The following is a 13,362-nucleotide window of genomic DNA, read 5'->3' on the forward strand; positions in this document are numbered from 1 at the left end:
TGGCCGGAACAAGCTCTTCGATCATGAAGTCGGGGCGTGGGCACCGGGTTCGCCTGGCGGGGCGTCGAGGGCCAGCCTCAGCGCCGCCTCGACCGGATAGACCGGGCAGTACAGCGGAGTGTCTGTGGCCGGCGGGGACGCGTCCTTCGCCTCGAACGCCTCGCGGGCCCGGCCGAGGTCCGCGAGCAGGTCGGCGACTGACGGCTCCTTCTTCGGCTCCGGGGGCGCCGCCTCGACGGGTGCCTCCGTCTTCGGCGCCGCAATTGAGACGCCGAGCGCCGCCGCGGCGGCGTTGAGCCCGTCCTTCGGCATCGCGGCGGCCAGCGCCGAGAGGCGGCCGACGGCCTGGTGGGCGTACGCGGCGTCGACCGGCACCGCCGGCAGCTCGAACCGGGTGCCGGTCTGAGCGCCGAACGGGGCGTCGCGGAACACCCGGTCGCGGTTCTCGGCGTCGACGAGCACGTGGCGGCCGTCGTGGAGGTCGGCGTACAGGTTGGCGGCGAGCACGTTCCCGTCGAGCAGCAGGTTCTGGCCGGGCACGGTCGCGCGGACGGCGATGCTGTCGGCGAAGGCGAGCACGTTGGCCTCGACCCGCATGACACCCCGGCCGGAGATGTCCAGCAGGCAGCCGGTCGTGGACTGCCCGGTCGAGGCCCGGCCGGTGGGGTCGGCGGCGAACAGGACCGTGTTGCCGCAGATGGCCCAGGGGCCCGCGCCGGGTGCCTGGATACGGACGGCGGTGCCGCTCGTGTTGACGACCACGTTGTTCTCGAACGTCCCGTACGCCGCGCTGAGCCGCACGGCGCAGTACGCCGCGTTGGCGAAGACGCAGTTGCGTACGGTGATGCCGCCGCTGCCGCCGCGCAGGTCGAGCAGCGCCGCCGACTGGGAATGGCCCGCGTCGAGGGCGCCGCTGTCGGCGTACGCGTTGTAGGTCGCCCCGTCGAACATGAACCCGTCGAGGATGAGGCCCTCCCCCGAGTCCTCGCCGGTGAGCACCGGATCGCCGAAGATGCCCTTCGCCTTGGTCTCCGGAGTGAGCACGAAGCGCACCGGGTGTCGCCAGGGGTCGCGCGCGGCGAACTCGGCGTCCCACCCGCCCAGCAGCGTCAGGTTGCGTACGGGGATGCGCCACGTGCCCGACCGCAGGCGGCCCGTGTACTCACCTGCGGCGACGAGGATGCGGTCGCCCTCGGCGGCCTTTTCGAGGGCCTGGAACGGGTCGCGGAACGGCGCCTCGCGGCTGCCGTCCCCGCCGGAGGATCCGGCCCGCACGAACCAGTCGCGCCCGGCCGGCCGGGGCGGCTCGGGGGCCGTGATGTCGAGCACGGGCGCGAGGGAGTCGAGGACGATGGTGGCGCTCTGACGCCCGCCGGGCGGCGTGAGGCGGTACGTGCCGCGGAGCAGGTACGTGGACTCGACGTCGAGGCCGCGCGAATACCGTACGGCCTCCTCAGTCTGGTGATGGACGAGGCCGTAGCGCGGGGCGAGCGCCCACCACGGGGTGTTGTCGGTGCCGGGCTCGTAGACGGCGACCCCGATGTGCGTCTCCGCGAGCTCGGGGAGGACCTGCGTGTTCTGGTCGAAGCCGACCCCGGCCCGCACCTGCACCGGGGTTCCGGCGAGCGCCGGGTCGGCCTCGTAGAGCCGCGCCCAGTCGACGGCCTGGTATGCCGGACCGGCCGGGAGCTCGGTGAACGGCTCCGGCGCGGCCAGGTCGGCGGGGTGCGCGCCCGACTCCGCGCCGACCGCGAGGGCGAGCACCTCGGCCGGGGCGAGCCGGCGCATGACGGGCCGCTGGACATCATGGTCTGATGTGGACGGCAGCTCGCCGAGGCCGGCCGACTTCCGCAGCGCGTTGAGGGCGGCGGTCGGCGGGCGCTCGTACGTGACGGCGGTGTCCACCGTGTACCCGTCGAGCCACGCCGCCGGGAGCCCGGTCAGCTGCGGGTCGCCGACGGTGTTGCCGGTCGCGGAGCGCAGGCCGACGTCTTCGAGCTCCGCGGCGTACTCCTCGGTGAGCTCGGCCTCCGCGCCCGGCACCCGGCTGCGCACGATGTCGCGCGGTGTGGCGAAGAACAGGTTACGGTCGATGGCGATCTGTCCGACGTCGCGCAGGCAGGCGATGGCCGCGTTGCCGCAGCCGACGAACACGTTGTCGGCGATCGCGGCAGCGCCGCCGACCCGTACGCCGACGGCCCGGTCGGCGCCGGAGCCGCGCGGCGGGTCGGAGTCGTCGTGGGCGAAGGCGAAGGTGTTGCGGCTTACCGCGGCCGGGGTCTCGGGGGCGCCGTCACGGACGGTGAGCAGGCTGAGGCCGACGCAGTTGACGACGATGTTGTTCTCGAAGACCGCGGAGTCGCCACCGAGCTCGACGCCGCCGGAGCTGCCGTTGGCGAAGCCGCAGTCGCGGACGGTGATGCGCTCGCCGCGCAGGCTCACCAGCGGGCCGTCCCCGTAGGAGGCGCGCCGCAGGCCGCCCTGCTCGTCGTAGTCGTCGCGCCCGGCCCCGTCGAAGAACAGCCCGTCCAGGACGAGGCCGTCGTGGCCGCCGATGCCCTGGAGCATGTTCGGCTCGTTCGGGACGCGCAGGCCGGCCTTTGCCGCGAAGACCGTCGGTGTCTGCCAGGGGGTACGGCGGGCGAAGTCGGGGCTGTATCCGCCGAGCACTGTCAGCTCGGGGGTGTCGACGACCCACGAGGAGCGCTCACCGCGCCCGGTATAGGTGCCCGCCGCGATGTGGATGCGGTCGCCGGGCGCAGCCTGCCGCAGGGCGAGCCACGGGTCGTGGAACGGCCGGGCCCGGGTGCCGTCTCCGACCGGGCCGCCAGCCGCGACGAAAAGGTCGGTCATGACTTCTTCACCTCGTCGTCGGCTTCCTCCGTCTTGTCCGCGAGCAGCTTGAAGCCCACCTTGACCGCGTCTCTGACCTGGGCGAACGCGGCGAGACCCGTCTGCTTGTAGGGTCCCTCGGCCAGATCCCTGACGTATTCCTCCTCGGTCGCCAGCAGCGACTCCAGGGATGCCGAGGCCTTCGCCAGCTCCTCGTTGAACTTCGCCAGCGTGCCCGGATCATCGGTCAGCTGGGCGAAGGCGTTGGTGCTCTCCTCCACGAGCGTGGGGAAGAGCTCGTCGTAGAGCTTGCTGGACTGCTCCTTGGCCGCCTCGGCCCGCGTGTCGAGCCCTCGGTCGAGGACGTTCTCCTTCATCCAGTCCCAGTCGGTGGCCCGGTAGTCGCCGGACGCGCCGATGCCGCGCCAGTTCCCCGCCGCCTCGGCGCCGCGGGCGAAGAGCTTGTCAATCCAGTCCTCGTCGAGTTGTTCGCGGGCCGCGGTCAGCAGCTTGATGTTGTCGACCACCGTCTGCTTCGCGGCACGCTTCTGCTTGGCCGCCATGAGGTTCTCCGCGGTGAGCTTCTCGAAGTTCTTGATCGCCTCGTTGGCGGCCTCCTTGGACGACGGGTCCTTCATGAAGAGGACGATCAGGCGGGCGCCCGAGGTCGGGAGGTATTTGACGAGCAGGCTCTTGACCGTGTCCTGGATGGAGCCGAAGTTCTTGAGGAGCAGCTGCTCGACGATCGCGTCGTTGCTGCGCGCGTTCTTGAGGTCCTCCTCGCACTTCTTGATGAGCGCGAGGTCGGCCTCCAGGACCTTGCTCATCAGCGTGGCGACCTCGGGGACGTCGAGCCGGGCGACCTGCGCCCAGATCTTGCGCTCCCCGGCGAGGAAGTCACGCGGGCCGACCGCGGTCCACCGTTCGTCGACGGACATGGCGTTGGCCTGGCTGTCCTCCAGCACCGACCGGATGTCCGATTCGAGGCGCTCCATCAGCGCGTCGGCCTGCTCGCAGTTGGTCTCCCACCGGTCGGTCAGGCCGTCATAGCCCGGTTGCTCCAGCTTGGAGAGCATCTCCTCGAACAGCTTCTCCCGATCGGTGTCGAAGCGTTCCAGCAGATCCAAGACCTTGTCGAGGATGTCCTCCTCGAACCCCGTGGCGCGCATCCGCTGCTCAACGAGCTCGCGGGCGTCATCGACATCTTCCACACATTTCAGCGTAGGAGCCCTCGGTCACCCAAGGCAGTCGTGAACCCGATCCCTGCCAGATCAAGGATCCGACCTACGCCGCCGCTCGGTGAAGACCGACTCCGAAAGTCGTCGGCTCTTCGGGAGTGCACCATGTCATCCCTGTTCAGCGGACCGATACTTGGTGTTCGTATACGCGACCTTCGAGCAGGCCCAAGCGATCCTGCAGCGTCGGGGCCGAGGAGCCGGCGGACAACACGTCCGGCAGCGCACCCGCTACCCCTACGTGTTCCGCGGCCTCATCTACTGCGCAGCCTGCCACCGTCGCATGCAGGGCCAGTACAACCACGGCGACGCATACTACCGCTGACAAGGTCGATGTCTACCGGCAACTCGGCCTCCGACTGAACTACCAGCCAGAAACGCAAACGGTGCGCGCTGAAGTGGATCTCAACGCGCACCGTGGGGCAATGGTCGTGTCCGAGGGGGGACTTGAACCCCCACGTCCAGCATCCATGCACCAGATAGGTGCTCATGCGCAAATCTTAGCAGCACGATGGGTCATGGCAGCCGACTCGTCTCGGTCTATGCCCTCGGGCTTCGTTCAGCGTCAAGAGCAAGGTTGCCGCGAAGGCGCCCCCGCTGAGTCCCGCCCAATGTGGGTCGTTCGCGCTCTCACGCCCAGACCTTGTACTCGTCACTGAAACACGGCCAGGGCCGGGTACCGGCGGGCACATCGCCTGTGAGCATCAGGGCCACCTGACGGCACCAGCTGCGCAGGTCTATAAACTCCAGCAGGAGGCCGGCGATAGCCTCCGGAGTCAGGGATGTGAACAGCATTCGATTGCCGCTGGCGGACATGACCCGCAGCAGCGGCTTTGTCCATTCTTCCGAGCCGTCGAGTGGCTGCATCCACTCAGCTCGCACGCCGACGTTGGAGAGTCGGTCGATGATTACGTCGGGCGACATGCAGACGAAGAAGAACATCGCGTCGGCGGTAAGGCTGGCGGCGACCTCGGGTGCTACCGGATAGATGGCCCACGGCGGCCGGGTGGGCCAGCGTGCGACCGAGTCGAGGCTCGTCATGGTCAGGTTGTGCCCGTGGGAACCCATCCCAATCTTGCGTTGGCAGCGGGCGAGTTCGGCCGAGAAGCGATCGCCGAAGGTGTCTTCGCGGTAATGGCGGGTGGCCGTGTATTGGCTTGCCGCGACGACGGCCCGGCCGGGCGAGACGACACCGCCCTGGATGCCGGTACGTTCGTGCGCCAAGCCGAGTACCTCACGCAGTCCACGCATGTTCGTGACGAGCGGGATCTGCGTGCGGATAGGGGTGAAACCGCTGGGCAGGAGTGCACCCTCGCCCGCGAGGACCATGGACGTGTCAACCAGTAGCTGATCTTGCCTCTTGATTCGACGGTTGCTGTTGGACTTGACCTCGTGCAGCAGAACGCTACCGTCGTCTCGGAATACGCTGAGGTCGCCCACTCGCAGCGCAGCCGTGAGGTCGTGATGCAGCACGAACTGACGGCTGTCGCGCCAGGCCCCTTCGATCAACTCGCGCTCTCTGGCCAAGCCGTCCTTGCCGTACATGAGCCCGGGAGAGTCGTTGCGGGACAGGGCCACGATGATACGGCGGTCGTATCCGAATGCCCGCCAGGCAAGGGCATCGCCGATCGACTTGAGCTGTCGCCAGATCCGCTCGAAGACTTCGGCTTCCAGCAGCCACGAATCATGGTCCGACGGGTCCAGCTCCGTGCCCAGCTCGGGCGCATCGCGCGGCACCCTCCCACCCGGCTTCTTGAGTCGCTTGACTACGCGGCTGATCTCGCTGCGACGCTGCTCGACTTCCAGCACCAACCGGAACAGCTGCTCCTGAAACTCGTACAGATCCGCCGCCAGCCGGCAACGACGCAGGTCCGCGATCAATCCGATCATGGTGCGGAGCATCTGTTGGTGGCGAAGGTGAGTCAGGATGACGTCGATCTGGTTACCTGGCGCACGGTCCATCAAAGAATTACGCATCACTGTTTCCGCTGTCGGGGCTGATGCCGCATCTTCGCTGCTGCCAGGTATCGAGAGCAAGCGGCAATAGCTTCGTGGCCGATGCATTGCAGAGGTGGACACACCGCTGCGGGAAACGACTTTCCTGATCCTGACCGCGCTGGCTGGTGAGCCGATGCACGGCTACGGCATGATCGGCGAGGTGGCCGCCCTCTCCTAAGGTCGACTTTCGCTGCGCCCCGGCACCCTCAACGGCGCGCTGGACCGGCTCGTCAACACGGGCATGGTCGAGGTTCATCGGGAGGAAATCGTCGGCAGACGGCTGCACCGCTACTACCGCCTCTCCCCGGCTGGCGACACCGTGTTGGTCGAGGAGACCGCACGACTGCGCCGCAACGTCGAGGCGGCCGCTACCCGACTGCGTGGTCCTTCCCGCTCCACTCGGCTCGCGCCACAGGCCGTGGGAGGGATCGCATGAGCGAGCTCGAACGCCGCTACCGGCCGCTGGTACACGCGTACCCCGTAAGCCACCGGCAGACCCGGGGCGCCGAGATCGTCGGAACGTACCTCGATTTTGTCAGGCCCTGAAGGTCGCTGGCCGACGCCGGCCGACGCAGCGAACGTGCTGGCCGGCGGTTCCCGCGAGCGGCTTCGGGCCACCGGTGCCGCGGACCTCATCCCCGGGGTTACGCCTCGCCGCCGCCCTCGCGTTCACCACCGCGACGGCCCTCGCCGGCGTCCGGACAGCGGCCGACCAGGTCGCCGATCAGGCGTCCTGGGGGGTGCCGACCTTCGGACCCTCTGCGACCACCGGCACATCATCTGGACGGCTTAGCTGCTGGCTTCCGTCATGCACCCCTTCGCCTCACTCCCCTGGACCCGGATGATCACCGATATACCCCTATCGACCGTATCCGCCAATTGGGTTGATCCCTAGGTGTTTGCCCCAAGGCGCTCTGACCGCTGCTGCCAACAGCGGGTGCGACTCGCCTGTAAGCGCTGCCAGAGCTTGGGCGACTTCGTAGACGTCTGCTCGCACGTAGGTGCTGGTCGTCCCCGCATCGGACCTTCCGTTGTGACCTGCGAACGCTCGGGCTACGGCATAGCCGAAGCTTCGCTCCACCCAGGTCAAAGTCGTATGGCGTAGCCAGTGAGTGCTGACCTGCTGGGTAGCCACCCAGGGCAGGTGCCCACCAACGCGCTGCCACAGATGGTCGTGGCGCCGGCTCGTGATCGGCCGACCGTTGCGATACCTGAGCAGCCGCTCGGTCGGATCGCCACCACCTCGATCGTCAGAATGCTGCGCGAGTTGACTGGCCAACGTCGGTGAGACGGGCTGCCACCGTACGGTCTCGCCCTTCTCGTGCAGCCGAACCATGCACTGCTCCGTATCGAGGTCCGCCCGCCGGAGAGCGAGCCCTCCGCCCCTCCGACACGCGGTCTCGATGTGCAGGCGCAATACGAGGGTGTCGAGCTCAGGATCGTTTCCGGTGGTGGCCGCGACCTCGTTGATCGAGGCAAGCTGCGTCTCGGACAGGGCGCGCCTCGTGCTGGCCAAACGTCGTGGCTTCGGTACCCGCTTGGCCGGGTTGGCGGATTCGGCGATGAGTCCGTCGGCTTCCGCGTAGCTGTAGAGGCACCTGAGGGAGGAGATGAGGTGCTCGGCGGCTGTCCGCCCACCGCGCGAGTTCCGTCGTACTACCAGTTGTTCCTTCATCCGCTCGGCAAGCTGCCTGATTTCCAGAGGGCTCGGCTCGTCCAAGCGCCTGCTGCCCCAGACCTCTCGCACCCGGTTCCAGTAGGTGCCGTACACCCGCCCGGTACCCACAGTTACGGCTTCAGAGACGCGGTCAATGTACTCGTCGAAGGTGGGAACGACTCGAGGCACGCTCGGCACCGTCAGGAGTTGCTCGGGCGTTACCCCTAGCCGCGCCAGGAGCAGCCGGGCCGCCGCCAATTCGTCGCCCCCGCTGAAGGCGGATCCCATCACGATGCCTCATGCTCGCCGATGTAACGCGAGACCATCAGATCCAGGGCGCTCATCGTGTACGCCACCAACAGAGCGCGGTCCGGGTATGCCAGTACCAGGAGGCGATGGCCCGGTCCGATGCGGCAGGTTCGCCGTACCGAGGCTGGCAGGACCAGGTGACCAGAACGGCTGATCGTGCACCGCCCGCCACGCCGCGCGGCCGCCGTGATCGCGGTGTCCCTACCGGTGACATCGACAGCCCGTCCGGCGCACCATCCGAGGGCTTGGAGGGGCCTGCGGTCGGCCAGGCGACCGCTGGCATCAACTGATGTGACCGCACAAACTGTCGCCTGAGGTTTGACGCTCCGTGCAAGATTCGGAAGCGGCAACCCGCGGGCAAGAAGGCCATCGGGCTGTTCGTAGCGAAGGGCGCGCAGCTGACCACCTTCGAGTGCCTCCCCTGCCGATCCGGCTAACTCTCCCTCTTCACGCAGCACGCGATCACCTCCCCGTCAGCAGCACCAGCAGACGTTGCTTGTGGGCGTCCCTCTGCTGCGAGCAGCATCGGTACTCGCCCAACGTCAGCTCAAACCATGCCGCCGCACGGTTACCGTGCCGCTGCCTGCAACTGCCGATCAGGACCGGAAGCGGCTCGCCTTACCACCGAGCTGGAAGTGAACGGGAGACCACCGCCACTGCGACGAAGCCGTCCGAGCCGTTCAGGACTTGGACACCGGCGGGTGTAGGCACGCACAGCGAAGAGGCGTTTCCAAGGTGCTTCCACGGCATATCGATGCGACTGCATACCCGCTACCGTGATCCGACGGGGGATCATTGGTGGGGGGATCGGTGCGACCGAGTCGACGTCCACCCATCGCCCTTCAGCCGTCCCTGCTCATCATCGCCGTCCTGCTGGAGATTGCGGCGAACTTCTTTGCCAACGCCGAATCCACGCCGCTGACCGTGGGATCCGCCGGGCGCTCCTCTCCAGACGCATCCGCCATCCTGTCCGCCATCGACCTGCCCGACGGGAAGCGGGCCGCCGCCCGGCCCGCCATGTCAAGCGAACCTCGGCGGCTCGTGCGGACGCCGGCGGATCAGACGGTGGTCTGTTCGGCTTGCCCGGGGTCGATGGCAGACAGGATGGCCTACCGCAACCACCCTCAGAGCCTGCGGCCGCCTCCGGCCATCCTGGAGCCGGAGCGCCCCGCCGGAGACGCCATAGCCGTAACCTCGCGGCATGCAACCCTCGGAGGCGGCCGAAACCCAGCAGTAGTCAAAAGGAGCAGCAAGATCGTGAGCTGGGTCGGCCAAAAGGAGAGGGTTAGAGTTGCCCGACCCACGCGCGACTTGGAGGACTCCGCCGGCATGCCCCGACCCGCCCTCGCCTCTCTTCCCGACCCGGCTCTGGCGGCGGATGATGTGCCGCTCAATGACGCGCTAGTCGCCGAACTCGCCAAGCGAGGTTGGCGGATCGATGACGATCCGCTGCGCGCGCGCTGGTTGCGGCTTGCAGCGTGTCACTCCACTTTCCTTTACGAGATTGGCCGGGCGCCGATCTCGGCCACCGCACTGGCGGCACTGGGCAAGGTCGGCGCCACCCATCTGGCGCTCGCGGTGGCCGACTTGGTCGTGGAGCGCACTCGTCCGGACAAGGTCAGCAGGCAGAACCGTGTCATCGCGCACATGCCCGGGCGGGTCGCCCAGCGGGTCGCTGGCAATCTGGCTGTCGTCGAGTCGATGAACCTGGGCAAGGGCGAGGAGCCGAACCGGCGGAGCACGTCGCGCCTAGCTGAGGACGTTATGCACCAGGTCCTCGGTGTGGTGGTGCTCCTCGGCGGCTACACCATCGTCAAGCGCCTGGTGGCGGACGTCTACGAGCAGGCACTCGAGCAGGTGCTCATGGACGGCATCAACTGGTGGGGTGAGCTGACCCGCTCCGTGCCGGTTCAGCAGCTGACGGTTAAGGACCATCAGGAGGGCCCGGATCACCATCGGACCTTCATTGTGGAGATCGTCGACGACCGGGGCCGGCGCGGGCGCGGCGAGTTCTCGAAACGAACCGGCGCAAAGGATCTGGCGGTCCAGGACTACCTGCGCAACGCGGGCCTCTACGGTGAGATCATCGCGCGCGTCGGCGGCCGCTCGATCTCGCGGCTCGCCGGGGAGCCCCGTCACTACCCGCCGGGTCAGGGCCAGTGGAACCGCACGGTCGCCGAACTGGCCATCACTCTCCGCATCACTCCAGAACGCCGGGCCTACCTGCAGCAGGCACTCACTCACAAGTCATGGGCTTACGAGAACCAGTCGTTGGTCCGCCAGGCCCGGCAGATCGACTACGAACTGCTGGCCAACCACGGGTCCTACGTCATCAGGGCGGTGTCGGCCGCAGAGTTCACGCGCAACCTGCTGGGCCGCACGCTCAAGCCCGGACCGGAGGATGGCGGGATCCATTCGTTGCCGGAGCGCTGCTACGTCGACATGTTCGACCGGCTCGTGCCGGAATCGGCCGTGCTCCGCGGCCGCGGCGAAACCGAGTGTAAGCCCCGCATGAAGGCAGAAGCCTTTCAGGCGATTGCCTCGGTCGCCTGGCGCTTCGGCGAAGCCGGCCTGCCGGAAACGCTGCGAGGTTGGATACTGCGGGAGACCCTTGCTCAGGGGCTTGACGAGTTGAGCCGGCTGCAGCGTCTCTGTGCCACCTTCGGTGGCGAGGCCTTCTCCACCTATACCTCCGCTGGCCCCGCGCACGATTCCCGGTTCACGGCCACCCTTACCGTCCGTATCGGCGAGCTCGAACTCGTTCGGACCGGCCCTCCGACGCCTGGGAAGAAAGAGACCACCCGGCTGGCCGCAGAGCGGTTGTACCGACTTTTTACCCTAGGACCGGACCTCCGGGCCGCCGTCGGAACAGAGCGGGAGGAGAGCATGCTGCTCCTGCTGTGCCTGGCTCGGCGTCTGCCGGTGCTGCGCGGCCGTGATCTCCGGCGCTGTATTGAGGAAGGGGTTCTGGGGCTGGGCCTGCTGGCCGCCTCGGGTGACGAGCTCAACGACTTCCTCGCGTGGGCGGAGGAGGCTGACTCGCTGACCGGCCCGCTGGACGACGAGCTCTTCGACCATTTGGTGACCGTCTACGGCAACGCTGTGAATGCACGCTCGCGGCCAAAGCTGGAGCAGGCGTTGCGGGTTCTGGCAGCCTGGGTGCGCGATCTCGACCCGGAAGGCAGCGTCGTGGTTCGGAAGGCACCCCAATGGCACCTCCTTCTGGCGGTAGCCGGCGCCCTAAGGGCTGGCGCCGCCCGGGAACAAAAGACGGTAGACGAAATCGTCGGATCCTGGCCGGTGCAAGGTCCCGAGTCCGTGTCGCTCTTCTTCGCGGTCGACGCCGCCGCCATCGGTGAACTGCTCCGGGAGTTCCCTGACACGTCCGCTGGAACGGTCCGGTTCCGACGGCTTCCCGACGGAGTCCGAGTTGAATGCGCGAGCACGGTCCCGGGCGCGGCCGATCGCGTTCGCACTCTGGTCGACCTGCTCGCCGAGATGGCGCCCGGCCTTGGGGCCTTCGCCGGAGCGGACACGCAGACGCTGAGCGCCACCTACGCTCCCGACACTGCCGACCGGTCCTTCACGGCGGCCGGCAGGCTCGCATTTCACGGCTCCCGGGACCGTGACGGCGTCGAGATCTTGGCGAACGTCCTGCACCGGCTGAAAAACGAGTTGATCGGCATGGAGGACGTCGCGCAGAAGGCGGCGGTGGCTAACGACCGGGTAACGCGCTTTCACCGACTCGCCGATGCCGCCCGACACCACGAGGCCGCCGTCCGCCTGGCCGACCACCTGGACCACACCAACCAAGCGCTGGCGGATGCCGACAAAGAGACGGTTCAGTTGGGCCGCTGGATCGATGAGTACTGCGCCGCCAAGGTTCTGGAGATCAAAGAGATAGCAGGGGTACGGCTGATCGCGCCCGCCAAGTCCGGCCATTGTAAGGTCGCCCTCTCGCCGTCGCTGCTGCGGGGAGTTCTGGACAACCTCATTAAGAACGCTGTCGAGGCGATGCCGAACGGCGGCCGAATCATCGTCGACTGGTACACCGAGCCGGGCCACGTGTTCCTCGTTGTGCACGACGACGGCCCGGGGCTGCCCGACGAGATCCGCGAGATGTTCTGGCGGGACGAGACTGTGACGAGCACCAAGGTGCACGGCTCGGGCATGGGGCTGTGGCTGGTACGCATGGATCTGCGCCGGTTGGGCGCCACGATCTCCGATGACCCAAGGGCGGACGGCCAGCGCTGGATCATCGACCTACCGTGCGAAGACGTGACAGATTCCAATGCGCCCGGCCAAATACCGCCCCCGGCGCCGCAGGCGGGGGTGAGTCCCCGGCGCAAAGTCCGGGTGTTGCTCGTAGACGACCAAGAAAACGTCGCTCGTACGATGGCCGGGCACCTCGATCCGATTGGCGCCCAGATCGAGATCGCTCACGACGGTGAGAGCGCGCTGACCCGGCTTGGCGCCGGACATTACGACGTCGTGGTCACCGATCTGCAGATGCCGCCCGATACCTGGGGTGGGCTGTGGCTGCTGAGGCGTCTGCAGGAAGAGGGCCACCGGGTGCCGGTGGTGGTGCTTTCTGGCGAGGGAGGCTTCGACCAGGCGAGAGTGGCCTTCAACGCGGGCGCCACCAAGTACGTGACCAAGGCGAACGCGGCCGAGGAGCTCGTTACCGTTGTCGAGGAGGTTCTGGCCGATCTAGGCCGGCAAAGCCGCCGCGATCTGCAGCATCTACCACTGCCGGTGGCGCTCGGCCTGCAGCGTTACGAGTCGGAGGCGGTGGCGAACCTGCGGGTGCGGGCCGGCCACTCGGCGTTGGAGGACGCACTCCGGTTCATCGGCGCGATCGGGCTCGGCGAACTACTGCACGGCGAGCCGGACGCTCGGGTGCCGCGGCCGGTGCTGGCGCCCCACATGATGCTGGGCAAGTGGGTTGATCTGCTGAAGGCGCTCGCCTCGCGGCTGGCACAGGACTCGTTTGCGGGACAGGTCATCCGCAGCCTCGACCTGGACGCGCTCGCCGTCGTGAAGACCGGCCGCAACGTAGTCGGTCACAGCCCGGAGCGCCCCAACGCCGAGGTGGCCCGCATGCTGGCCGAGGTCGATCCGCTACTGGAGCAGTTCGCAACAGCCTTGCGTCACATCCCGGACCGCACGGTGATGATCGCCCAATCGCTGCGACTAAGGCGTGTTTCGTAAGTCGGGCTGGCAGCGTCGAGGTCAGGGTGTGGCGGTGATCGACAACTGAAGAGGTCTCCGGTATCTGGTTCTGCGACCAAGCAAGAACTTCATACCGGAGACCTCGTGGCCAGCGTAGCG

The 13,362-nt window shown here is 67.7% G+C and carries 6 protein-coding genes; 2 read left to right on the plus strand and 4 right to left on the minus strand.

Translation table 11 applies throughout. From position 1 onward, the window contains the following. Positions 1–21: 21 nt before the first annotated feature. The 3 genes from AB0B20_RS04905 to AB0B20_RS04915 all read right to left on the minus strand — a co-directional run bounded on the left by AB0B20_RS04905 (position 22) and on the right by AB0B20_RS04915 (position 6,029). Entirely contained in the window at positions 22–2,853 is a 2,832-nt protein-coding gene (locus AB0B20_RS04905) for a right-handed parallel beta-helix repeat-containing protein (protein ID WP_357468172.1), read from the minus strand. Beyond that, positions 2,850–4,043 carry a hypothetical protein gene (locus tag AB0B20_RS04910; protein WP_357386636.1) on the minus strand — a complete coding sequence of 398 codons (1,194 nt, stop codon included), beginning with the start codon at positions 4,041–4,043 and terminating at the stop codon, positions 2,850–2,852. The genes AB0B20_RS04905 and AB0B20_RS04910 overlap by 4 nt, the downstream gene beginning before the upstream one ends. A gap of 654 nt (positions 4,044–4,697) precedes the next feature. Beyond that, positions 4,698–6,029, minus strand: coding sequence for a hypothetical protein (locus AB0B20_RS04915; RefSeq protein ID WP_357468175.1), 1,332 nt, complete (start codon positions 6,027–6,029; stop codon positions 4,698–4,700). Between the two features lie 226 nt (positions 6,030–6,255). On the opposite strand from AB0B20_RS04915, the gene AB0B20_RS04920 reads away from it, so the two are divergent. Continuing rightward, positions 6,256–6,501 carry a PadR family transcriptional regulator gene (locus AB0B20_RS04920; protein ID WP_357468199.1) on the plus strand — a complete coding sequence of 82 codons (246 nt, stop codon included), beginning with the start codon at positions 6,256–6,258 and terminating at the stop codon, positions 6,499–6,501. Between the two features lie 423 nt (positions 6,502–6,924). Here AB0B20_RS04920 and AB0B20_RS04925 read toward each other — a convergent pair whose 3' ends face one another. Then, entirely contained in the window at positions 6,925–8,010 is a 1,086-nt protein-coding gene (locus tag AB0B20_RS04925; RefSeq protein ID WP_357468202.1) for a site-specific integrase, read from the minus strand. Between the two features lie 1,350 nt (positions 8,011–9,360). Here AB0B20_RS04925 and AB0B20_RS04930 point away from each other — a divergent pair. Next, positions 9,361–13,242, plus strand: a complete 3,882-nt coding sequence (locus tag AB0B20_RS04930; RefSeq protein WP_357468178.1) for a response regulator — start codon at positions 9,361–9,363, stop codon at positions 13,240–13,242. Positions 13,243–13,362 lie beyond the last annotated feature (120 nt).

This window comes from Micromonospora sp. NPDC049151, from assembly GCF_040648395.1.
Taxonomy (GTDB): Bacteria; Actinomycetota; Actinomycetes; order Mycobacteriales; family Micromonosporaceae; genus Micromonospora.

Bases quoted from the DNA above. Each gene is read 5' to 3' on its own strand.
- AB0B20_RS04905 (WP_357468172.1), bottom strand. From the start codon at position 2,853: ATGACCGACCTTTTCGTCGCGGCTGGCGGCCCGGTCGGAGACGGCACC.
- AB0B20_RS04915 (WP_357468175.1), bottom strand. From the start codon at position 6,029: ATGGACCGTGCGCCAGGTAACCAGATCGACGTCATCCTGACTCACCTT.
- AB0B20_RS04925 (WP_357468202.1), bottom strand. From the start codon at position 8,010: ATGGGATCCGCCTTCAGCGGGGGCGACGAATTGGCGGCGGCCCGGCTG.
- AB0B20_RS04930 (WP_357468178.1), top strand. From the start codon at position 9,361: ATGCCCCGACCCGCCCTCGCCTCTCTTCCCGACCCGGCTCTGGCGGCG.